Source organism: Nocardia sp. No.11, from assembly GCF_038752175.1.
Lineage (GTDB): Bacteria > Actinomycetota > Actinomycetes > Mycobacteriales > Mycobacteriaceae > Nocardia > Nocardia canadensis.
In genome coordinates this window covers 41,450-64,099 of the sequence record NZ_JBCGFB010000016.1, presented here as the reverse complement: position 1 = coordinate 64,099, position 22,650 = coordinate 41,450, and the positions used below count along the sequence as shown (strand labels likewise).

At 68.6% G+C, this 22,650-nt stretch carries 22 protein-coding genes; 11 read left to right on the top strand and 11 right to left on the bottom strand.

The features are described from left to right. Positions 1-24: 24 nt before the first annotated feature. Complete coding sequence (locus V8688_RS07910; RefSeq protein WP_218722086.1) at positions 25-999, bottom strand: membrane dipeptidase; 975 nt, start codon at positions 997-999, stop codon at positions 25-27. Between the two features lie 134 nt (positions 1,000-1,133). Between V8688_RS07910 and V8688_RS07905 the strand changes: the two genes are divergently transcribed. Further along, positions 1,134-1,664, top strand: a complete 531-nt coding sequence (locus tag V8688_RS07905; protein ID WP_342800499.1) for a hypothetical protein — start codon at positions 1,134-1,136, stop codon at positions 1,662-1,664. Between the two features lie 39 nt (positions 1,665-1,703). Further along, on the top strand, positions 1,704-3,767 hold the full coding sequence (locus tag V8688_RS07900) for a prolyl oligopeptidase family serine peptidase (protein ID WP_342800498.1): 2,064 nt from the start codon (positions 1,704-1,706) through the stop codon (positions 3,765-3,767). A 3-nt stretch (positions 3,768-3,770) separates the two neighbouring features. Here V8688_RS07900 and V8688_RS07895 read toward each other — a convergent pair whose 3' ends face one another. Together V8688_RS07895 and V8688_RS07890 are read right to left on the bottom strand one after the other, a co-directional pair. Continuing rightward, positions 3,771-4,640, bottom strand: a complete 870-nt coding sequence (locus tag V8688_RS07895; RefSeq protein WP_218722089.1) for an alpha/beta fold hydrolase — start codon at positions 4,638-4,640, stop codon at positions 3,771-3,773. After that, positions 4,640-5,311, bottom strand: coding sequence for a TetR/AcrR family transcriptional regulator (locus V8688_RS07890; RefSeq protein ID WP_342800497.1), 672 nt, complete (start codon positions 5,309-5,311; stop codon positions 4,640-4,642). The genes V8688_RS07895 and V8688_RS07890 overlap by 1 nt, the downstream gene beginning before the upstream one ends. 675 nt (positions 5,312-5,986) lie before the next feature. Between V8688_RS07890 and V8688_RS07885 the strand changes: the two genes are divergently transcribed. The 3 genes from V8688_RS07885 to V8688_RS07875 all read left to right on the top strand — a co-directional run bounded on the left by V8688_RS07885 (position 5,987) and on the right by V8688_RS07875 (position 8,614). Next, the gene (locus V8688_RS07885; RefSeq protein ID WP_218722091.1) at positions 5,987-6,817 is read left to right on the top strand and encodes a DUF4265 domain-containing protein; all 831 of its coding nucleotides are present in this window, start codon (positions 5,987-5,989) and stop codon (positions 6,815-6,817) included. 106 nt (positions 6,818-6,923) lie between these two features. Continuing rightward, positions 6,924-7,817, top strand: a complete 894-nt coding sequence (locus tag V8688_RS07880; RefSeq protein ID WP_218722092.1) for an ADP-ribosylglycohydrolase family protein — start codon at positions 6,924-6,926, stop codon at positions 7,815-7,817. 344 nt (positions 7,818-8,161) lie between these two features. Continuing rightward, entirely contained in the window at positions 8,162-8,614 is a 453-nt protein-coding gene (locus tag V8688_RS07875) for an SRPBCC family protein (protein WP_316576270.1), read from the top strand. 57 nt (positions 8,615-8,671) lie between these two features. On the opposite strand, the gene V8688_RS07870 is transcribed toward V8688_RS07875, so the two are convergent. After that, positions 8,672-9,118 (bottom strand): MarR family transcriptional regulator, encoded by a 447-nt coding sequence (locus V8688_RS07870; protein ID WP_316576271.1) that lies wholly within the window; start codon positions 9,116-9,118, stop codon positions 8,672-8,674. 114 nt (positions 9,119-9,232) lie between these two features. On the opposite strand from V8688_RS07870, the gene V8688_RS07865 reads away from it, so the two are divergent. Continuing rightward, entirely contained in the window at positions 9,233-10,201 is a 969-nt protein-coding gene (locus V8688_RS07865) for a superoxide dismutase (protein ID WP_316576272.1), read from the top strand. Position 10,202: 1 nt separating this feature from the next. On the opposite strand, the gene V8688_RS07860 is transcribed toward V8688_RS07865, so the two are convergent. From V8688_RS07860 to V8688_RS07850, 3 genes are read right to left on the bottom strand one after another with little or no spacing between them, the layout of a single operon-like run. Beyond that, positions 10,203-10,982, bottom strand: coding sequence for an alpha/beta hydrolase (locus tag V8688_RS07860; RefSeq protein WP_218722095.1), 780 nt, complete (start codon positions 10,980-10,982; stop codon positions 10,203-10,205). 47 nt (positions 10,983-11,029) lie between these two features. After that, positions 11,030-11,695, bottom strand: coding sequence for a molybdopterin-dependent oxidoreductase (locus V8688_RS07855; protein WP_218722096.1), 666 nt, complete (start codon positions 11,693-11,695; stop codon positions 11,030-11,032). Beyond that, positions 11,685-12,056: a DUF2867 domain-containing protein gene (locus V8688_RS07850; RefSeq protein ID WP_218722097.1), complete on the bottom strand. Its 372-nt coding sequence runs from the start codon at positions 12,054-12,056 to the stop codon at positions 11,685-11,687. Before V8688_RS07850 ends, V8688_RS07855 begins: the two co-directional genes overlap by 11 nt. 54 nt (positions 12,057-12,110) lie before the next feature. Here V8688_RS07850 and V8688_RS07845 point away from each other — a divergent pair, with 54 nt between their 5' ends. From V8688_RS07845 to V8688_RS07830, 4 genes are all read left to right on the top strand, one after another. Continuing rightward, positions 12,111-12,692 (top strand): TetR/AcrR family transcriptional regulator, encoded by a 582-nt coding sequence (locus V8688_RS07845; protein ID WP_218722098.1) that lies wholly within the window; start codon positions 12,111-12,113, stop codon positions 12,690-12,692. A 188-nt stretch (positions 12,693-12,880) separates the two neighbouring features. After that, the gene (locus V8688_RS07840) at positions 12,881-13,633 is read left to right on the top strand and encodes a DUF6585 family protein (RefSeq protein WP_342800507.1); all 753 of its coding nucleotides are present in this window, start codon (positions 12,881-12,883) and stop codon (positions 13,631-13,633) included. 151 nt (positions 13,634-13,784) lie between these two features. Continuing rightward, complete coding sequence (locus V8688_RS07835; protein WP_218722100.1) at positions 13,785-15,233, top strand: RelA/SpoT domain-containing protein; 1,449 nt, start codon at positions 13,785-13,787, stop codon at positions 15,231-15,233. Between the two features lie 322 nt (positions 15,234-15,555). Then, positions 15,556-16,512 (top strand): hypothetical protein, encoded by a 957-nt coding sequence (locus V8688_RS07830; RefSeq protein WP_218722101.1) that lies wholly within the window; start codon positions 15,556-15,558, stop codon positions 16,510-16,512. A gap of 73 nt (positions 16,513-16,585) precedes the next feature. Here V8688_RS07830 and groL read toward each other — a convergent pair whose 3' ends face one another. Together groL and V8688_RS07820 are read right to left on the bottom strand one after the other, a co-directional pair. After that, positions 16,586-18,208, bottom strand: a complete 1,623-nt coding sequence (gene groL, locus V8688_RS07825; protein WP_218722102.1) for a chaperonin GroEL — start codon at positions 18,206-18,208, stop codon at positions 16,586-16,588. 243 nt (positions 18,209-18,451) lie between these two features. After that, positions 18,452-19,183, bottom strand: coding sequence for a Clp protease N-terminal domain-containing protein (locus V8688_RS07820; RefSeq protein ID WP_218722103.1), 732 nt, complete (start codon positions 19,181-19,183; stop codon positions 18,452-18,454). Positions 19,184-19,255: 72 nt separating this feature from the next. Between V8688_RS07820 and V8688_RS07815 the strand changes: the two genes are divergently transcribed. Then, positions 19,256-20,530 (top strand): hypothetical protein, encoded by a 1,275-nt coding sequence (locus V8688_RS07815; protein ID WP_342800496.1) that lies wholly within the window; start codon positions 19,256-19,258, stop codon positions 20,528-20,530. 33 nt (positions 20,531-20,563) lie between these two features. Here the strand turns inward: V8688_RS07815 and V8688_RS07810 are convergent, their stop codons facing one another. Together V8688_RS07810 and V8688_RS07805 are read right to left on the bottom strand one after the other, a co-directional pair. Continuing rightward, on the bottom strand, positions 20,564-21,652 hold the full coding sequence (locus V8688_RS07810) for an FAD-dependent oxidoreductase (RefSeq protein WP_316576278.1): 1,089 nt from the start codon (positions 21,650-21,652) through the stop codon (positions 20,564-20,566). Positions 21,653-21,734: 82 nt separating this feature from the next. Next, positions 21,735-22,625, bottom strand: a complete 891-nt coding sequence (locus tag V8688_RS07805) for an RNA polymerase sigma-70 factor (protein WP_218722105.1) — start codon at positions 22,623-22,625, stop codon at positions 21,735-21,737. Positions 22,626-22,650 lie beyond the last annotated feature (25 nt).

The following is a 22,650-nucleotide window of genomic DNA, read 5'->3' as shown; positions in this document are numbered from 1 at the left end:
CAGGCTGGTTCGCCTCGGCTGCGGTCAGTCGCGCCAGACCTGGCCGGCGACCCTGGCGAAGTTGCCGCCGAAGATCGCCGCGCGCTCGGCTCGGTGGAACCCCCGGTCGGCCAGCAGCTCGTCGAGGCCGGGTGCGCCGGACTCGCCGAGCAGGTCCTCCGGGGGAACCCATTGGAGCGGGCCCCATTTCGTGTACGCCTCGGAGAAAGCGCCGGGATTGTCCCGGATCTCGTCGTTGAATTCCCGGCCGTCGAAGGAGTAGTCCGAACCGATGCCGATGTGGTCGAGCCCGACCAGATCGACGCCGTAGCGGATGTGGTCGGCCATGGCGGCCAGCCGGGCTGCGTGGTCGTCGGGAGCGTTGTGACCGAGGAAGATTCCCACCCCGTTGATGCCGATCACCCCGCCGGTCTCGGCGCAGGCGCGGGCCTGGTCGTCGGAGATGTTGCGCGGATGCTCCCACAGGGCAGCGAAATTGGAGTGGCTGTAGATCATCGGGACGGCGGTGTTGGTCGCGATATCGAGCCCGGTGCGACGCGAGCAGTGCGAGCCATCGGCGAACACGCCGACCTCGTTCAGCTTGCGCACCAAGTCTTTTCCGTAGCCGGTGAGGCCGGCGTCCTCGGTATCGAGACAGCCACAGCCCGCCGCGTTGGCGTGGTTGTAGCTCGGGAGCAGCGAGCGCACGCCGAGCCGGTAGAACATCTCCACATTGTCGAGATCACCGCCGAGCGGGGCCGAGTCCTCCAGGTCGAAGGCCAGCGCGATCGCGTCGTCGGCGCCGATATCGGCGCGGCGCTCGACCAGCCGGAAACGCGGATCGGCCGATGCCTGGTCACGGAATTGGTGCAGCAGCGCCAGCGAATCCGTGGTGGTCTGCGCCGAATACCCGACGTTGACCGACAGATACGACCCGAGCGGGTAGCGGGCGAGCTCGCCGATGCGCGCGGTGTGATGCAACGGCAGACAGCAGTGCTGCTCCCACAGGAAGGGCGCCATGGTCACCTCCGGTCGTAGTCCGTGACCTGCGATCCTACGGATCGCAACACATCCGGAACCTCAACGACGCTAACGGGTTGTCTGATCGGTCCGATCAATCAGTACTTCCTCCCACTGCCCGAAGGCGGTGCGACATGCGTCGCTTCCTCGTCCTGCTCACCACGCTCGCGGCCTGCGCGGGCCTGTGGACCCTGCCCGCTACCGCGACCCCGTCCTCCTGCGGACTCACCTGGGGCTCCCTCGACAAGTCGAGCGCGGGGTACTCCACCGCGACCGTCGGCGCAGTCCGGTCCGGCCGCCACGACTGCTTCGACCGCCTCGTCGTCGACCTGTCCGGCCCGCTCCCGGGCTACCGCGTCGGTTACGTCGACACGGTCGCCATGGACGGCTCCGGCGCCGCGGTCCCGTTGCGCGGCGGCGCGTACCTCCAGGTGATGGTGCAAGCCCCGGCCTACGACGCCGAGGGCAACAGCACCTACCGCCCCGCGAACCGCGCCGAACTCGTCGACGTCGGCGGCTACCCGACCTTCCGTCAGGCCTCCTGGGCCGGCTCGTTCGAGGGCCAGACCACCCTCGGCCTCGGCGTCCGCGCCCGCCTGCCGTTCCGGGTTCTCACCCTCGACGACCCCGTTCGCGTGGTGATCGACGTCGCTCACTCCTGGTGAGCCCGCACACTCCCGCGGCCACTCGGCAACAATGGGGGAATGAGCGGCGTTGAGCAGGACGTGACGGATCCCTATCTCTGGCTCGAGGATGTGACCGGCGAGGCCGCGCTGGACTGGGCGCGGGCCCGCAACGAGGTGGTGCGGCAGCGGTTCGCGGACACGGAGCGGTTCGGCGCGCTCGAGCAGCGCGTGCTCGCCATGCTCGACGACGACACCAAGATCGCCTACCCCGGCCGGCGCGGGCCGTGGCTGTACAACTTCTGGCGCGATGCCGAGCATCAGCGCGGGCTGTGGCGGCGGACCACCTTCGAGTCCTACGCGAGCGAGAACCCCGAGTGGGATGTGCTGATCGACGTCGACGCCCTCGCCGAGGCCGACGGGGAGAACTGGGTCTGGGCGGGCGCCACCGTCCTGCGGCCCTCGCAGGAGCGCGCCTTCATCCAGCTCTCCCGCGGCGGTGCCGACGCGAAGGTTCAGCGTGAATTCGACCTGACGACAAGGGAGTTCATCGCACCGGCGGACGGCGGGTTCTTCCTGCCCGAGGCCAAGTCGCAGCTGCGCTGGATCGACATCGATACCGTCTACGTCGGCACCGATTTCGGTCCCGGCTCACTCACCGATTCGGGCTACCCGCGCATCGCCAAGCGCTGGCGGCGCGGCACCGCGCTGGCCGAGGCGGAGACGGTCTTCGAGGGCAAGCCGACCGACGTCTCGGTCAGCGCCGGTTACGACCGCCATCCCGGCTTCGAACGGCACTGGGCCGGCCGGGCGACCGACTTCTTCAACGAGGAGATCTCCCTGCTGGATGCCGATGGCACCTGGCGCCTGCTGGAGACTCCGACCGACGCCGATGTGAGCTGGTATCGCGACTGGCTGCTGGTGCGGCTGAAGACCGCGTGGGAGGTCGGCGGCGCGACCTTCGAGCCGGGCAGCCTGCTCGTCACCGATCTGCCGGGGTTCCTCGCCGGCGAACGGGATTTCGAGGCCCTGTTCACGCCCGACGCGCACACCTCGCTCGACGGCTGGGGCTGGACCGAGAACCACCTCGTCCTGACCACCCTGCAGGACGTGCAGACCGGCCTGCGGGTGCTCACGCCCGGCCCCGACGGCTGGACGACGACCGAACTCGCCGACTCCCCCGCCATGTCGTCGACCACGGTGAACAACCTCGACCCGCTCGAGGGCGGCGACGAGTTCATGCTCACCACCACCGGATTCGCCACGCCGACCACCTTGCTCAGCAGTGCCATCGGCGAACCGGCCACGGTGCTCAAGCAGGCCCCCGCCTACTTCGACGCCACCGGCATCGAGACCGAACAGTTCTTCGCGACCTCCGACGACGGAACGGCCGTGCCCTACTTCGTGATTCGTCACCGTGACCGTCGCGGCACGCCGAGCCCGACCATCATGAACGGCTACGGCGGCTTCGAGATCTCCAAGACGCCCCAGTATCTGGGCTCGGCGGGCATGGCCTGGCTGGAGCGCGGCGGCACCTACGTGGTGACCAATATCCGCGGCGGCGGCGAATACGGCCCCGAATGGCACACCGCGGCACTGAAAGAGCACCGGCACCGCGCCTTCGAGGATTTCGCCGCGGTCGCGCGCGACCTGGTGACCCGTGGCATCACCACCCCGGATCGCCTCGGCGCCATCGGCGGCAGCAACGGCGGTCTGCTGATGGGCGTCATGCTCACCCGCTACCCGGAGCTGTTCGGCGCGATCGTGTGCCAGGTGCCGCTGCTGGACATGCGGCGCTACCACCTGCTGCTGGCGGGCGCGTCCTGGGTGGCCGAGTACGGCGACCCGGACAAGCCGCAGGAGTGGGCCTACATCGGCGAGTACTCGCCGTATCAGAACACCGACACCGGCAAGCAGTACCCGCCGATCCTGCTCGCCACCTCCACCCGCGACGATCGCGTGCACCCCGGGCACGCGCGAAAGATGGCGGCGCTGCTGGAATCCCAGGACCGCACCGTCTGGTACTACGAGAACATCGAGGGCGGGCACGGCGGCGCGGCCGACAACAAGCAGTCGGCCTACCTGTCGGCGCTGGTCTACGAGTTCTTCACGCAGATGCTGATGGAGGGCCGCCGTTCGGCGTAGGCCCTAGCGGTCGCGCAGCCACTTCTCGACGACGTCGACCGTGGAATCCGGATTGGTGATCCAGCCGTTGTGCCCGAGGGCCTCCGGCTGGAACCACCGGGTCACCGGCGCCGCGGGCAGTTTGCTCAGCAGGTGGTCGGCGGAGGTCTGCGGCGCCAGGTCGTCGCCGGCCACAGTGATCGACAGGATCGGGAACTTCAACCGCGAGATCCGTTCCTCGTAGTCGATATCGGCGCCGACGGGCACGAAGCGCCCGGTGCGGGCCAGCCGCGCCCAATCCGACATGAGCACCTTGGACTGCCTGCCGAAGGCGCGGCGGCCGAGCATGTCCCCCGGCCAGAACCCGGCCAGATTCGACGCCACCGCCACCGCGGCCGTGCCGACCAGCATCCCCGGCCCGAGCACCCCGCGATATCCGCGGAAGTACGGCGTGCCGGACGCGATCAGGATCAGCCCGGCGATCCGCCCGCGCGCCCTGGCGGCGTAGAGGACGGCGAGCTGCCCGCCCATGCTGTGGCCGAGCAGGTAGGGCGTGCTGCCGGGGAACCGGTCGCGCACCGCCTGCAGGATCGCCGGGAAGTCGACGGAGGCCAATTCGTGGTAGCCGTAGGCGCTGTCGGCGTCGGGCCGGTGCGTGCTGTCACCGTTGCCGCGCAGCTCGCCGATGGCGACGTCGAAGCCGCGCTGGGCCAGCCGGTCGCCGAAGTACTCGTAGAACTCACCGGGCACGGCGAGGCCGGGCACGATGACGACGACCGGTCGCGGCGCGTCCGGAGTCACCGGATGTCGATGCGGGCCGCGCGCGGGGATGAGCCGCACGGGCAGGGTGGTGCCGTCGGGCACCTGGATCGGGACGACCTCGACCCGGGGCATCAGGCCCCTACCGCACCGAGGATCACCCGGCTCAGCACTTGGATCACGTCGTCGAGCGGCGGCCGCGGATCGGAACCGCTCCAGCCGTCTACGACATAGTTGACCGCGCCGATGATGGCCAGCACGCGCAGCTCGTAGTCACCGGAGGGGATCTCGCCGTGCATGGCGGCGTCCTCGGCGGCGCTGGCCAGCAGCGAGCCCCACACGCGCCGTAGCTCCAGCCGGAACTTCTCCACCTTGGGGCCCGCGCCGACCACCTCGACGAGCGCCACCCGCGCCTTGCGTGGATCGGCGCCGATCGCCTCGACGTAGGCGCGCACGGCGGCATCGATCTGTTCGAGCACCGTCGCGTCGGTCTTCGCTTCGAGAGCAGTGGCGACCGCTTCGCGCGATTGCCGATCGATCTGCTCGTACAGTTCCAACAGCAACGACTCGCGGCCGGTGAACTCCTCGTAGAACTGACGGGACGACAGTCCCGCGTCCTTACAGATGGCACCGACCGAGCTGTTGGCGTACCCGTCGCGCGCGAAGACCGTCAGGCCTGACTCCAGAAAACGCGCACGCCGCTGGCGTTGCCGGTCCTCTACGGGTTGCCCGGCATACATTCGTCCCGTATTCGCATCCTGTGACATTGTCGCTGACAATACCGAAGGGCCCGATCCCCTCGTCATGGATCGGGCCCTTCGGCTGCCCTTCCGGCTTACCGCGCGTTAGCCGAAAGTTGGCTACAGTCCGCTCAGTTGCCCGAGGCCTGCGCAGAACCGGTGCTGAGCGAGCTGGTGAGCAGGCCCAGCAGCAGGGTCAGGATGTTGCCGTCAGAGCCGTCATCGGTGATGTTGTAAAGCATGTGTCACTCCAAGTTGATGCTTTGTGACTACGTTGTCACTGGCCATTTGCCGTCTCGGACGATACCGAGGCAAATCTGAACAGGGAGTGTTTTAGAGGAATTTCCTAGAACTTTTTTGTCACTTGGCACAAGCCCCAGGAACTTCCGGCTCGCCCAGGCTCGACATGAGCCGCCGGGGCGGGTGCGCGGCCAGCGCGGGCGGTGAAATCGATGATCGCGTCCCAATATTCGTCGATCCGGACCGTCACCCCGTCGTCGAACAGCCGCAGTGCATCGGCGGCGCGCTTGGACAACCGGGATGTGAAACGAGAGTGTACCGATGCGCAGTACTCACTTCCGTCGAACCGGGAAGTAACCGTCGCGGCGAGTTCGCATTCGGCGCGCGTCCGCCCCTCCCGGATGTCCCAGCGCCGTCCGCCCGGGCCGCGTAGTGGTGCACGCCGCTCAGCGCGCCGACCTCCTCCGGAAAGCGGCGCCTCGCCCTGGCATGCTCTCCCGCATGACCGTGAACGAGGACGACGACACCGACTACGTGCGGGTGGTGTTCCGGCTGCCGGACGACCCCTCGGGTTGGCACGCGTTCCGCACGGAACGGATGTGGGCCGTCCGGCTCGACGAGAAGCGGGTTCGGCTGGACAACATCCCTTTTCACGCCGCCGGCGTCGCGCTGGGTGATGTGATCGCGGTCGAGGCGGACGACGAGGGCGTGCTGTGGGCCGGGGACGTGCTCGAGCCGTCCGGGAACTGCACGATCCGGGTCATCCCGGTGGAGGGCTGCCTGCGCGCCGAGGTCCGCCAGGCCGTGCTCGACGCCTTCGAACCGCTCGGTGTCGAGGGCGAAGGCAGCGCCACCGGTCTGGTCGCGCTGAACGTCCCCGCCGACAGCGATCTCGAGGAGACCAAAGCCACCCTCGCCCAGGGCCATGCCGATGGCCTGTGGTGCTACGACATCGGCGCCGCTACCGACCGATGGCGCACCGCCACACCGGCACTCGCCGAGCACAACCCGAGCGACCCACCCCCGCCGCCATACGGACTGACCTTCCCCGCCGAGGTCACGGCCTACGTCTACAACACCGTCGCCACCGGCGAGAGCCCCGCGCTGGTCGTCGTTCGCGACCCCGACGGCGAGTGGATCGTCGGCGACGGCTCCGGCGACCCCCTCGGCGCCGACACCGCCACCCTTTTGCCCATCCAGCACGTCACCGACGCCGACTCCTCGGTCATCGAGCTGTCCACGTTGTCCCCCGGCAGACTCGCCTGGCGCGACCAGCCCACCGATCCCTGGACCATCGAGGACTTCAGCTACGCCGACGAGGACACCGAGTAGCGGTCGCCGAAACGGCGCAGGCGCGATCCATGGCGGGCCGCCGCCACCAGCGCGGCCAGTAGTTCTAGTTGCGACGACCACTACCGGGTGGCAGGATGACCGGCACATGGTGAGGGAATTCGAGACCGCTCGCGACAGCCTGGACGGACTGTCGGTCGGGGATGCGCTGGGAGCACAGTTCTTCGTGCCAGGTCGGTCGGTGACGGAACTGGTGGCCGGGCGGCCGCCGGCGGGGCCGTGGGAATGGACCGATGACACCGAGATGGCGTGTTCGGTGTTCACCGAGATTCGGCGGCGGGGGCGCATCGACCGGGACGCGCTGGCGTCGACGTTCGCCGATCGGTGCGAACCGTATCGCGGGTACAGCGGCGGGACAGTCGCTGTGCTGCACCAGATTCGGGACGGCAGGCCCTGGCCGGAGGCGGCCGGGGCGCTGTTCGACGGGCGTGGGTCGTGGGGAAACGGCGCGGCGATGCGGGTGGCCCCGCTCGGGGCGTATTTCGCCGGTGATCTCGATCGGGCCGCGGCGGAGGCGGCCTCGACGGCCGAGGTGACGCATCGGCACCCGGAGGCGATCGTGGGGGCGATGGCTGTCGCGGTGGCGGCGAGCTGGGCGGCTTCCGGTCGCGGAACGGACTGCGCGCCGGCGGAACTCCTGGACGCGGTGGAGCCGTACCTGGTGCCGGGACGGACAGCGAGTGGGGTGCGGCGCGCCAGGGAACTGCTCGGACGCTCCGTCGCCGAAGCCGCGTACGAGCTCGGCAACGGCGCGCAGGTGAGCGCGCAGGACACAGTGCCGTTCACACTGTGGGCGGCGGCGAGCTTCCTCGACGACTTTCCGGCCGCGATCACCGCCTGCGTCGAGGCAGGTGGCGACGCGGACACCACCGCGGCCATCGTGGGCGGAATCGTGGCCGCGCGCACAGGAATCGGGACGCCGGGCGGGGTGCCACCGGACTGGCTGGCCGCCCGGGAAGCCTTGCCCGCCTGGGTGGCGTGAGGCCCAGGCGTGCTTGATCCGCGCGATGACGAACCACAACGTGCCGGGACCGTCCAGCGGGACCGGAGCCGGGCGGGCGAGCACGGCCTCGGGCAGCGCTCGCCCGGAAAGGTGCACGCCGTTCCACAACGAGGAACTCCCCGCCATCCGGTCGTCACCCGGAGCACCCCGCCGCCGACTCGTAGCTGGAACTCGTGACCGTGCAACGAAAATTATTCGGCCACAAATCTTTTGACCAGTGTTGCGACCAGGCTGCGAAAAATCCGACCAGGGGCGGAGGATCCCCAGGTCGCGGGTGCCTATGCTGTGCGTGACAGACCGTCACACCCATCCCGGAGGCACCGTTGCCGAACAATCTCGAAGCCAGCATCGACATCGCCGCAGCGCCGGAGAAAGTGTGGTCGATCCTGGCCGACCTGCGTCGCGTATCCGAACTCAGCCCGACGACGCTGAAGATGATCCCCTTCGGCGGCGTCCGCGACGGCGCGTTCACCGTCAACGTCAACAAGGTCGGCTGGAAGATCTACCCGACCACCTCGCGCATCGTGACCTTCGAGCCGAACAAGTCCTTCGCGTTCCGGATGAACGAGAACCGCACGGTGTGGCGCTACGACCTCGAGCCGACCGCCACCGGCACCCGCGTGGTGGAGACCCGCACCGTCGATCCCCGGGGCCTGCCCGGCTGGCTGCGCGGCGCCATCAAGGTCGCGATGGGCGGCGAGCAGAAGTTCGAGGCCGACCTGGTCTCGGGCATGCGGGAGACGTTGAGCAAGGTCAAGGCCGCCGCCGAGCGCTGACCCACCCGAACGACGAGAGCCCGCCGGATGATCCGGCGGGCTCTCGTCGTTTCAGGGTCAGAGATCGGCGCGGATCTCGTCGAGCGCCTCCGCCGTGCGGGTGAGCAGCGCCGTCACCGCGGCCAGTTCCTCGGCGGTGAAGCGGGCGGCCAGGTCGCGTTCCACCGCGATGGCGCGGACGTCGGCGTCCGCGGTGACCTCCCGGCCCGCGTCGGTCAGCCGGGTCTCCAGGACGTTCTTGTGCCATTCGTGCGGCGTCCGCTCGACCAGGCCCCGGTCCTGCAGGTTCGTCAGAACGGTGTTCATCGTCGGCGGCGTCACCCCCGCCAGCCGGGCCAGCGCCGCGGCCGAGATGCCGGGGTTCTCGGCCAGGTGCAGCAGCGCGCTGTACTGCGGAACGGTCAGCCCGGCCGGCTTCAGCGCGGCGGTCTTCGCCGCGATCAGGGACTGCTCGGCGCGCTTGATATACGTGCCGAGCCTCTCGGCGGCGGGCATGGACGTCATGGGTGCATGCTATCCGCCCATCATCACATAATGATCTTGACGATCATTAGAACTCTAATCTACATTCCTGCCTATCGCTTGATGTCTAGCATTACATCACTGAGAGGCTTCATCATGATCAGGACCAGCGCCACCCTCGCCCTGGCCGTCGCCTGCCTGGCCGTCACCTCGTGCGGCACCGACACCGCGCCCACCACACCCCGGCTGAGCACCGCCTACGAGCTGCCCGGCGCCGCCGTCTATCCCGAGGGCATCGCGGTGGACGCGCGCTCCGGCGACAGCTTCGTCGGCTCGTTCGCCGACGGCGCCGTCTACCGGGCCGCCGCGAACGCGACCCGGGCGGAGGTGTTCCTGCCCGCCGGCGCCGACGGCCGCAAGACCGCCAACGGCCTGCGGGTCGACCACAACGGCAGGCTGTGGGTGATCGATTCGGGCGTGGGCGTCGCGGTGTACGACACCGGATCGCGCGCGCTGCTCGCCTCGTTCGTCGTGCCGGGCAGCGGTCCGCGCTTCGTCAACGATCTCGACTTCGGCGCCGACGGCAGCGCCTATCTGACCGACAGCGTGCGCAATGTCGTCTACCGGGTCACTCCGGACCGGATCGCCGAGGGCCGCGGGGAACTGGCGGTCGGCTACGACCTGGGCCCGGTGCTGGGCCCGCGTGATCCGCAGACCTTCGAGCTCAACGGCATCGTCGCCGATCCGGCAGGCGCGTATCTGCTGGTCGTGGCGATGTCGGCGGGCGAGCTGTACCGGATCGACCTGACCGGCGGCGAGCCGATCGGCAAGGTCGCGCTGACCGGTGGCGACGTGCGCCACGGCGATGGGATGGAACTGCGGGACGACACCCTGTGGGTGGTCCACAACACCGAGAACACGCTCAGCCGCTGGACCGTCTCCGACCATGGTGCCACCGCGACGCGGGTCGCCGAATTCCACGATCCCGCACTGAGCATCCCCACCACGATGGCGCACGCGGGCGATCGGGCGCTGATCGTGTCGTCGCAGTTCGACAAGGGCGGGCCGATGGGCGGCACCGGCGCGCCGGGACCGTTCGTGGTGACCGCCGTCGACGGGTTCTGAGTCAGGTCTCGGCGACGAATTCCCGCAGGACCGCGACGAATTCGTCCGGCTGCTCGACCTGCGGGGAGTGACCGGCGTGTTCGACGAGATGGGTCCGCGCACCCGCCGCGGCGTAGCGGTCCAGGGTGGCGGTGCTGTCGTAGAGGTGGTCATGGCGGCCGTGGATGGCCAGGACCGGCAGGTCGAGCGCGGCGGCCCGATCGTCGAGCGGACGCGCGGCCAGGTCGTCGCCCCGGGGGCCCGCGGCATAGGCCAGGCCGGCGGGGACGGCGGCGCGGAAGTCACGCACCACCGCGTCGGCCAGACCGGGCGCGGAGTCGTAGCGGAAGCGCGGCGCGAACGCGGTGCGGTGGGCCAGCCGGACCACCAGGCTCGGCGTCCACCGCTGCGCGAGCCGCACCGTCCACGGCCGGACCACCCAGGTCGCCGCCGCCGGGATCGCCGCGATCCGGTAGTCCGGCGCCTGCCCGACCACCACCACGCGGGCCACCCGGGGCGAGACCGCGGCGAGTTCCAGGGCGATCTCGGCGCCGAACGAATGCCCGACCACCGTCACCCGCGCGAGGTCGAGCTCGTCGAACAGTTCGATGATCGGCGCGGTCCGGGCGGCGGCGGTGAAGTCACCGGAGTCCGCGCCCTGGGCGTGGACGTCCACGCGGATCACCCGGTGGTCGCGCGCCAGCCGCTCGGCGACCGCGGCGAACCAGTCGACCGAGCCGGGAATGCCGTGCACGAACACGATCGCCGGGCCGGTCCGTGGGCCTTCGTCCAGAAACAGCACCAGTCCAGACTATCGAGACCGATCGGTTCGATCGCCGCACCGTTCGGTCAGCGTGGCTCGTCCAGCTCGGCGCGGAACAGCGCGCGCACCCGCTCGACCTGCCCCGGCCACACCGCACGCCAGAACCGTCCCGGCAGCACCCGGCCCCGCTCCTCCCGATCGACCCGGCCGCGCGGGTGGGAGATGATCCTGGCCTGCCCCGGATCGTAGGACCGCAGGAAGTCGATGGCGCACACCTGCTTGACGTTCTTGTACCCGTAGTGCGCGGGCGCGACGAGACGCAGCGGCGCGCCGAATGTGTCGGTGAGCTCCGCGCCGGACAGGCGATCGGCGAGCAGGACATCGGCGGCGAGGGCGTCGTCGAGGAACAACGTCGAGGAGTAACCGTCGAGGCCGGTGAAGCGCACCCAGCGGACGCCGGGATGCGGGACGACGCGCTCGGCCAGCAGCCGGTACACATCGGCGAAACGCACTCCCTCCCAGGTCAATCCGATCGCGCTCCAGGTCGTGACACAGTGCAGGTCACTGGTCCGGACGCACCGCTGCCCCGCGCCGAGGAGTTCGGCGATGCCGAATTGCGCCGGGTGCCGGGCCGTGCCGCCGACCGACACCCGATGGCCGGGCCCGGAACGCGCTCGGACACCGCCGAATTGCGGCAGCCCGAACGGCTCGTGCGGTGCGGGTCGCTGCCCCGGCGGCAACTCACCCGGCATCGCGCATCCTTCGCTCGGCGCGGGCCATCATGCGCGGGACCAGCCTGCGGTGGGCGATACCGACGATCGCGAAATACAGCCTTCCCAGCGGATTCCGGTAGCGCACCAGGGTGGTGAGGGTGACGCGGCCGTCGAGCACGCGCACCGAGGCGACGAAGTCGAGCATCGGCATCGCCTTGCCGGTCAGGTGCTCGGTGGCCGACCGGGCTCGTTCGGGAAAGGCGTTGCGGCCGAAGATCGCCCGGGTCCAGGCAGCCGGGTCGGTGGTGGCGCCGGGCGGCACGTCGGCGGAGTACGCGTCGGCGTAGTCGGGAGCGGCGATGGCCGCCTCGGCCAGCGGCGCCGCAGAGACGATCGGCATGGTCAAACCTCCATACTGTCCCGTATGGACTTGACCATACGGTAGCGTATGTGCATGCCGCAAGAGGAGAACGCGAAGTCGGCGGGACGCAGGCTCACCGCCGACGACTGGGCCCAGGCCGCGCTCGACGCCCTCGGCGAGGGCGGCCTCGCCGCGGTCGCGGTCGAACCGCTGGCGAAACGGCTCGGCGCCACCAAGGGCAGCTTCTACTGGCATTTCAAAGACCGGGCCGCGCTGGTCGACGCCGTCCTCGCGCGCTGGGAGCAGCGCGGCACCCAGGACGTCATCGACGAACTCGACCAGCTGCCCGGACCGGCCGAACGCTTGCAGCAGCTGTTCACCCACGTCATCGACTACGCCGCGCACGGCAGGGAGGACCTCGCGCTGCTCGCGTCGGTGGATCGGCCCGCCGTCGCCGCGGCGATGAGCCGGGTCGCCGAACGCCGCATCGCCTATGTCGCAGCGCAATTGCGACTGCTCGGAGTGCCCGACCCGCAGGCGCACACCCGCGCGGCGGTCGCCGTCAGCATCTATCACGGGTTCAATCAGCTGGCCAGAATCGCGCCGAAGACGCTGCCCGCCACCGACGAACTGGTCGACGCCGTGCTGCTGCGGCTGCTCGATCCGCAGCGCTGAATCGGTCGCATCGACAGCGCGCTCACCCCGCTCAACAGCCGATTTCGGTTCCGGGGCGAGCATTGTCGGCACACCAGTGGCGGTATTCGGCCTCGTCGAATACGCTTCGCCGCGGATGAAAACGCCTCATGGAGGGACGAGTGATCACTCCGAACAGGGCGGAGGACGCAGCCGAAGCCCGGCATACCGTGCCGTTGACCCAACTGATACACCTGATGGCGGGGTATCAGCACCTCGGCGCGCACCGTGACACCTTCCTCGCGACCCCGGCCGACGACACGTTCGTGCGCGGCTGCGGCATCGTCGCGGGGAGCATCGCCACCATCGGCGTCATCTGCACCGCCGTCGGCGCGTGGCAGGGTGGCGTCGCACTGCTCTCGATCGCCGCGCTCCCGGTCCTGCTGGCGTTCCGCCGCGGAATCCTCAACCGGCAGAACCGCGCCGCCCGCATCGATCTGTTCGACCACGGCGTCACCGTCTACCGCTCCGGCCAGCGCGTCGCCGGATTCCGCTGGGACAGCACCGAAGTCCGTCAGCAGATGATCCCGTTCCACGACACCACGCCGGTCTCCTACTATCTCGAGCTCACCGGCCCCGGCGGCGTCGAGGCCACGATCGACGAGGACGGCTTCGCCCGCGCCCGCGAATGGGCCCGCGCCATCCAATCCGCCGTCACCGCGACCCAACTCCCCCCGGCCGTGACCGCCATCGACAACGGCGACACCGTCGCCTTCGGCGACCTGGCCCTCTCCCTCGACGCCCTCACCTTCAACGGCGAGTCCTTCCCCTGGGAGAACATCCAGCTCATCGACGCCCGCAGCGGCCACATCCGCATCAAACTCGCCGGCATGTGGATCTCCCTCACCCCGGTCGGCACCATCCCCAACTTCTACATCTTCAACGAACTCGCCGAGCGCCTGCGGTTGACCCCGGTGGGCTGAGCCCCTCCATTCTCGACCGTCTGGACGGCCGCCGCCTCGGTAGGTGCGTACGGCGTCCAATGGACGCGTCGGCCAGTGACGTGGACACTGGAATCGACATCGAACCTGCGTTTCAGAAGGGGCGGATGGCGTGGAACCGTCGGAGGCACCAGTGGATTCGCCGTTCGTGTTCAGCTGGTCCGAGTACATCACCTGGTATCAGCGCATCAAGGCAGACCAACTCGATCCCGCAGCCAGAACCTTCGACCGTATCCTGACCAGCGCGCTCGATCAGCAGTTGCCACAGTTCGACCGGCACCGAATCAGGGTGGCAACGAGCCGGGTCAAGGACCCAGCGCGACTCTGGGCGAAGATGACGAAGCGCAAGTACCACGGACAGATCGTTTCGCTCGAGTCGATTCCGGAGGCGATCGACGATCTGGTCGGTTTTCGGGTTATCTGTAACAACCTCAGTGACGTGACGCGACTCCAGGACATCCTGGCCGGTCTCCCGTCGTCCGACACGAGTGATGCCTATTCGTTGGCGATCGAGCCGAACTCCACCAAGGACTACTTCGATGCTCCGAAAGAGTCCGGCTATCGCGCTTACCACGTCAACCTGGTGACCATCGTTCCGGGCTTCGACAAACATGCACGTGTTCGTGGCGAACTTCAGGTGCGCACGCTCCTGCAGGACGGCTGGGGTGAACTCACGCACGAAGACACGTACAAACCCGGTGTTCGACTTCCTGATCTCGCCACGACGATCGCCCGGCGCATGGCCGACCTCCTCGCGACGGTCGATGATCTTGCCCAGGACCTTCGCAACGAACTGGATCGAATCGCCGAGCGCACGATCGCGGATGAGGAATCCGGCGACGTCCGGCCAACCGAAAACCATTCGAAAGCAAACACTTCCGAGACGTCACCCCCACCGCCGATCAGCAATGACTCCCGCGAAGCGCTCTACGACGGAGTACGCACCATCGTTGCCAGCCTCAAACATCCGGCATTGCTGACCGACGTCGCGCAACAGGTGCAGTCGAAGTTCGGAACCGATCTCATCCGAGGTTGGGCAGGCCATGGCTCCTTTCGCGATCTGCTGACCGCCGCCGTCGCCGATGTCCGCATCGCCGGCACCCCGGCCAAGGTGGTTCCGCCGGGTACTCCACACGATGAGATCGTCGACCTCAGCACCCGAACCGATTTCGAGATTCCGATGATCATCCGCAAGCTCCGGGTCAAGGATCGCAACACTCCCGCGGTCGGTAGGCGCCAGATCTCGCAGGTTGTCACTGCCGTACGCGACGCCGTAACCGCGACAGTGTGGCACGAGCTGGAGCTCGCCTCGGACGGCCTGACCGGCATTCGCGATGTGAACAAACTCAGCCAGAGAGCACGGACAGCAGCTTCCGAGCGTGGGGAGATCGTCAGCCGACCTCATCTCGACTACGTGTTCAAAGCACTGCTGTGGAACCACTGTCTAAAGGCCGATCTGACCGTCGAGGAGATCAGGGAATGCCTGGCCACCCATCTGATCTCACGCGCGAACATCGTCGGGATACCCGTCGAACCCGAAGACCCACGTCGAGTCCGGCAATGGCTCGCCGACGAGCAGTGAACACGCCCTATGCCACTACGACACCGTGCTATAATCGGGCCCGATCGAGATTACTTCGTTCGATGGCAATGCCTTCGAGAAATTTCGGTCCGAACTCAAAACATAGGACGTCGGGCCAAACAGCTTGGCTGAATGGCAACTCCGGTCGACCACCACAGCGACGCTACCGCCGCAACGCTGCAAGGAGTCACTTCCTACGGGATTCGATTGAATCGGCCTGCCGCAGAAGTCGAAGGAGCCGTGCCAGGGCGAGTCGACGACATATGTTCCAGCAGATAGCCCCGTTCACCTGGGGCTATCTTCGTATCTGGAGGCAGATGTCATGACCGCCGCTGATCCGCAGGTCGCTTTCCAGGCACTGCAGAACATCATCTCCGAGTGGCGCGAACTCGGCCGTATCACCACGACCGCAGGCTTGAAGCCGGCTATGCAGGACGCACTCGAAGGTTTCACCGAGCAGGAATACGGATTCGACACTTTTCGTGACTTCATCCTTGCCGCCGAGCACGCCGGGTGTGTGCAGGTTCGCCGACTTCCCAACGGCCACAACCTTGTCGGTCTCCCCGGGGAGACATCCGAGGCCCTGGATCAGGTAGCGGCCATGGCCAGGCCCGCCGAGCCCAACAGCACAGCCGGGACCACGTCCGATGCGTCGGGTAACCGCCAGATCAAGTCCGATGTGTGGTCAGTGTTTGTCGATTGGCGTAGCGGGCTTCGGCGACTCTGGGATCGAGAAGGCCAGCACGCCTTCATGTATCCGACAATAGACGGCAAGCCTGCCTGGGAGTCCTCAGCCGAGCGCTTCGTCGAGATCCCCGCGGTCGGTCTCGATCAACAAGTAGCGTGGATGCGAGAGTGGACAAACACTCTGCCCGAGCCGGCGCGATCGGAACTGGCGAAGTCGCTGGCCCCCTCGGCACCGAAAGGCGAGTTCCGCCGCGAATTGACCAGGCTGGGTCTGAACACACAGTGGCGGGCAACTCTGCAACACAACGTCTTCGAGCACCTTTCCAGCTGGGCCGCTCAGCAGAGCATTCCACTCACGCATCTGCTGGACAACCGGCAGCCCAACGCCGTCAGCGCTCGGCTGGCCACGGCGTCGTCGCCGACTCCGCGACAGGCCATCTCCCGAGGACCAGTCCCGATACCTGAGATCGCACGGCAGGGCGGAGATGCCGAGCGGCTGAGGCAACGCCTGCATCGAGCGATCGATCGCATGTCCTTGGTCGAACTCGCGGCACTGCCTATTCGGGCCGAACATCTGTTGTACGACGACTGACCGGAACGCCGAAGGCCGGCCCACTCGGAGTGGACCGGCCTTCGTGACTTGCGGGAACTGGTGATCCAGGGGATCAGAAGTCCATGCCGCCCATGCCACCGGTCGGGTCGCCCGCGGGGGCGGCCTTCTCCGGCTTGTCGGCGACGACGGCCTCGGTGGTGAGGAACAGGGCCGCGATGGAGGCCGCGTTCTGCAGGGCCGAACGGGTGACCTTGACCGGGTCGGCGACGCCGGCGGCCAGCAGGTCCTCGTACTCGTTGGTCTGGGCGTTGAGGCCCTGACCCGCGGGCAGGTTGGCGACCTTCTCGGCCACGACGCCGGGCTCGAGGCCGGCGTTGAACGCGATCTGCTTCAGCGGAGCCGACAGCGCCACGCGGACGATGTTGGCACCGGTGGCCTCGTCGCCCTCGAGCTTCAGCTCGTCCAGCGCGGGAGCCGACTGCAGCAGGGCCACGCCACCACCGGCGACGATGCCCTCTTCGACGGCGGCCTTGGCGTTGCGCACGGCATCTTCGATGCGGTGCTTGCGCTCCTTGAGCTCGACCTCGGTGGCGGCACCGGCCTTGATCACCGCGACGCCGCCGGCCAGCTTGGCCAGGCGCTCCTGCAGCTTCTCACGGTCGTAGTCCGAGTCCGAGTTCTCGATCTCGGTGCGGATCTGCGCCACGCGGCCCTTGATGGCCTCCGCGTCGCCCGCGCCCTCGACGATGGTGGTCTCGTCCTTGGTGACGACGACCTTGCGGGCCTGGCCCAGCAGCTCCAGACCGGCGGTCTCCAGGGAGAGGCCGACCTCTTCGCTGATGACCTCGCCACCGGTGAGGATGGCGATGTCGGCGAGCTGCGCCTTGCGGCGGTCACCGAAGCCCGGGGCCTTGACGGCGACGGACTTGAAGGTGCCACGGATCTTGTTCACGACCAGGGTCGACAGGGCCTCGCCCTCGACGTCCTCGGCGATGATCAGCAGCGGCTTGCCGGCCTGGATGACCTTCTCCAGCAGCGGCAGCAGGTCCTTGACGGTCGAGATCTTGGCCGACACCAGCAGGATGTACGGGTCCTCGAGGACCGCTTCCTGACGCTCGGGGTCGGTCACGAAGTAACCGGAGATGTAGCCCTTGTCGAAGCGCATGCCCTCGGTGAGCTCCAGCTGGAGCCCGAAGGTGTTGCTCTCCTCGACGGTGATGACGCCTTCCTTGCCGACCTTGTCCATGGCCTCGGCGATGAGCTCACCGATGGACGCGTCGCCTGCCGAGATACCGGCGGTGGCAGCGATCTGCTCCTTGGTCTCGACCTCCTTGGCGGTGTCGAGCAGCTTGGCGGTGACGGCCTCGACGGCCTTCTCGATGCCGCGCTTGAGGCCCAGCGGGTTGGCGCCGGCCGCGACGTTGCGCAGGCCCTCACGCACGAGCGCCTGGGCGAGCACGGTGGCGGTGGTGGTGCCGTCGCCCGCGACGTCGTCGGTCTTCTTGGCGACTTCCTTGACCAGCTCGGCGCCGATCTTCTCGTACGGGTCCTCGAGGTCGATCTCCTTGGCGATGGACACACCATCGTTGGTGATCGTGGGGGCGCCCCACTTCTTCTCGAGCACGACGTTGCGACCCTTCGGGCCCAGCGTCACCTTGACAGCGTCGGCGAGGGCGTTCAGACCCCGCTCGAGACCGCGACGGGCCTCTTCGTCGTACGCAATTGTCTTGGCCATTGCGTTGAGATCCTCCACATGTCTATGGCTGACACACGAGACGACCACAGGTTGGATCGCCCCAAAGTACGCTGGCCAGGTGCGGTGCCCGCGACGGACGACCGAGGGTGTCGATGGAACCCGATCTCACCGTCCCGACCTGGCACTCAACAGACGCGAGTGCCAAAGCCATTTTTAGCACTCGGGTAGTGAGAGTGCAAGGTCGCGCCCGACGAGAGGACCGCGCCGGGCGCGTCCAGCGGCTCAGGACTCGTACTCCGCCGCAGCCAGGAACTGGTTCAGCAGCTCCACCAGATCGGCCTCTACCACAGCCTTGTCCAGGCCGAGGTCACTGAGCACGCCCGTGCCGTTCTCCTGCTCGAGCAGCGCGAGCAGGATGTGCTCGGTGCCGATGTAGTTGTGGCCGAGGCGCAGCGCTTCGCGAAACGTCAGCTCCAGGGCCTTCTTGGAGTCGCCGTCGAACGGGATGAGCGCCGGGATGTCGTCGGTCGCGGGCGGCAGCGAGGCGACGGCCGCGGCCCGCACCGACTCCAGGCTGACCCCGCGGGCGACGATCTCCTTGGCGGCCAGGCCCTCGGACTGGTCGATCAGGCCGAGGATCAGGTGACCGAGGGTGATCTGGTTGTTGCTCGCGGACCTGGCCGACTCCTGGGAACCCACGACGACCTGCCGCGCCCGATCGGTGAACTTGGCGAACCCGGCCTGCGGGTCCATGGCCGCGGCGTCGCCGGGCTGCTTGGGCACGAAGCGCTTCTGGGCAGCCTGCTTGCTGACGCCCATACTGACCCCGATATCGGTCCAGGAGGCGCCGGAGCGGCGGGCCTGGTCGACGAAGTGGCCGATGAGATGGTCGGCCACCTCGCCGAGATGACCTGCGGCCACCACGGCGTCGGAGAGCTGGTCGAGAACGTTGTCGGGGCGGGCCTTCTTGATGCCGTCGATCAGATCGTCGAGGCGAATGTTCGGGGTGCTCATGCGTCAACTCTAAGTTGACGATTTGCGATCGTCAACCATTGGTTGACGATTTCTCGATGGCAGAGTGTTCCCATGGGGAGATTTCGGCGCACGGCCCGGTGGGCGCTGCGCATAGTGGGGATTGTCGTGACGCTGGCGTGCGTGGTCGGTCTGGGCCGGTTCCTGTGGCCGCAGCCGGGCATCGATGAGCAGCCGGGGTCGACCGAGCGGCAGCTGGCGTTCCTTCGAGCCGCGCTCGACGACGGCGCGGATGTCGCCGCGCAGAGCCAGTTTCCGGAGGGGCACTTCTTCCTGAACGCGCTCTATGGGCTGTCGTGGGTGCAGGCGGCGCACACCGACCCGGTCCTGCGTGCAGCGGCGTTGCGCGAATCCCGTTGGGCGCTGGCGCGAGTGGAATCAGCCGAGGGGCGGGCGGTGTTCAGCCCGGCGCTGCGGCCCGCGTACGGGGTGTTCTGGGCGGGGTGGACCAATTGGTTGCGTGGGGCGATCCTGTCGCTGGACGCCGACGATCCCGACGAGGTGCGGCGATTCACCGCGCACAGCGAGGAGATCGCGAAGGCGTTCGCCGCGTCGGACACACCGTTCCTGCAGGCCTATCACGGCCAGGCCTGGCCGGTGGATTCCACCGTGGCGGTGGCCTCGCTGCGGTTGCACGACAGCCTGTTCGGCGAGCGCTTCGGCGCGGTGACCACCCGCTGGCTCGCCTCGGCGCGGGCGCACCTCGATCCGGCCACCGGACTGCTGCCGCACCGGGTCGCGCCGGACGGGACCCGACTCGACGGCGCGCGGGCCACCTCGCAGACGATGATCCTGCGCTTCCTGCCGGAACTCGACGCCGACTTCGCCCGGAGCCAGTACCAGCTGTTCCGCGACCAATTCCTGTCCTACCCCGGCGGTTTCGGACCCGCGCTCCGGGAGTACCCGCGCGGGGTGGACAAGGCGGGCGACGTCGATTCCGGACCGCTGGTCGGCGGGATCAGCCTCTCCGCGACGGTGGTCGCACTCGGCGCCGCCCGAGTCAACGGTGACCACGACCTGGCCGCGGCGATCGGCTCCGAAGGCGAACTGCTCGGGCTGCCGATGGAGCTGCCCGGCTCCAAGCGGTACGCCTTCGGGCTGGTGCCGATCGGGGACGCTTTCGTGGTGTGGTCGTCGACGGCTCGGCCGCTCACCACGGAACCGGCTGTGGGCGCGCTGGATCTGCGCTGGTGGTGGCGGGTGCCGTGGTTGATCGTGCTCGGTGTGATCGCCGGTGTGCCCTGGGTCGGGTCACTCGGCGGAGCGATCCGGCGCAGGCCCGAACTCTCGGGAGACCGCGAAGGGAAGCCTCGGGCCGCCGCCCTGTAGGGACCCGGACCAGGAACGGCTTCGCCCCCTCGCTCAGCGCAGACCGGCCGCTCTGCCCGCGAAGCGCACGATCCGCTCCTTGACCCAGGCACCGGTGCGCCCACGGACGACGCGGGTCGCCGGGCTGTCGTCGGCGTGGAGGAACTGGATGACGGCGTCGCGGCGACCCAGGCTGACGCACTGCAACTGGTAACGGAAGGTCATCGGCTTCGGCTCGATGCCGTCGGCGCGGGCCATGATGGCCTTGGCGACGTAGGCCCCGGCGGGCAGGGCTGTCGCGCAGGCCATCCGGAGGGGGCGATCGCCGGGGCCGTCGATCAGCGCGGCGTCGCCCGCGGCGTAGATGGCGGGGTGGGAGATCGAGCGCAGCGTCGCGTCGGTGCGGATGCGGCCCTGCTCGTCGACGTCGAGGCCCGCGCGGCGGGCCAGGTCGGGGACGGTGAATCCGGCGGTCCAGACGACAGCCGCCGCGGGCAGCACAGTGCCGTCCACCAGGCGGACACCCTCGGGCAGCACCTCGGCGACCTTGACGCCGGACCTGATCTCGACGCCGAGAGCGGTCAGCGTGGTGCGGATGTGCTCGGCCGCGCGGGCGGACAACCAGCTGCCCGGCTCCTCCGAACCCAGCAGTGTGACCCGCGAATCCCGGTGCGACTCCGCCAGTTCCGCCGCGAGCTCGATGCCGGTCGAACCGGCGCCGACGACGACCACCGGACCCGCGGGCAGCGCCCGGATGTCCTCGGGGACCGCCACGGAGTGCGCGTACTCGGCGACGCCCGGCACGCCGGCGCGGTCGGCGGCGCTGCCGAGGGCGTAGACGAGGGTGTCGTAGCCGATCGCCCACTCGCCGTCGAGGTAGACCTGTTTCGCGACCGGGTCCAGCGCGGTGACCTGTGCTCGCACGAATTCGACGCCCTTGCGCTCCAGCAACTCCCGCAGGTCCCAGCGCCTGATCGACTGGCCCGCGGCCGCCTGATGCAGGCGCACTCGTTCGACGAACTCCGCGCGGGTATCGACCACCGTGATCGCGGCGCCGCGCGCCTTGCTCGCCAAGCGGCGCGCCGCGCCGAGTCCCGCGTATCCCGCGCCGAGGACGACGATTCGCTGCTGCTGCCCGGTCATGGTGTGGCTCCTCTCGACAATGCCGACACCTTCCAGACCGGACAGCCCCCGATTTCCTGACAGCTCGGTGCGGTGATCCGGGTCACGCCTGCTCGGCGACCAGAAACCCCAGCTTGTCGGGGTTGACGACGATGCGGATCGCGTCGACCCGGCTGTCGGCGTCGAGCTCGAAGAGCATGACCGAGCTCGCGACGACACCGTCGGCCCGCACCACCAGCGCGAGCTCGCCGTTGATCTCGGCGACGGAGAACGAGCTCGCGGGGGTGAGGAACTTGTTCAGGCCGATCAGGTAGCGCGCCACCAGGTCGCCGCCGCGCACCGGGCGACGGGCCGCGGTGATCTTGCCACCGCCGTCGGCCGTGGAGACCACATCGTCGGCGAGCATCGCCCGCAGGGCGGTGACGTCGCCGGTGCCGGCGGCGAGCAGGAACCGGTCGATCAGCGTGCGGGCGTGTGACTCGGGCACCGCGAAGCGCCGCTTGCCCGTGCGCACCCGTTCGCTCGCGCGGTGCAGGATCTGCTGGGAGTTGGCCTCGGTGAGGTCGAGCATCGCGGCGATCTCGGCGTGCGGGTAGCCGAACGCCTCGCGCAGCACGAAGACCGCGCGCTCGATCGGACTGAGCCGTTCCATCGCGGTGAGCAGGGCCAGCGAGATCGACTCGCGGGCCTCGACCGTCTCCAGCGGGCCGAGGGCCCCGCCGCCGGTCGGGACGGGTTCGGGCAGCCACGGGCCCACATAGGTCTCGCGCCGGGCACGGGCGGACACCAGCCAGGTACGGCACAGATTCACCGTGACGGCGGTGAGCCAGGCCTCGGCGTTCTCGATCCCCGCCGGATTCGCGGCAGCCCAGCGCAGATAGACCTCCTGCACGATGTCCTCGGCCTCCGTCGCCGCCCCGAACATCCGGTAGGCGAGCCCGAACAACCGCGACCGATGCCGGAGGAATTCATCGACCTCGTCGTCGCCCCTCACGTGCCCCTCCCAGATCTGCCCACCC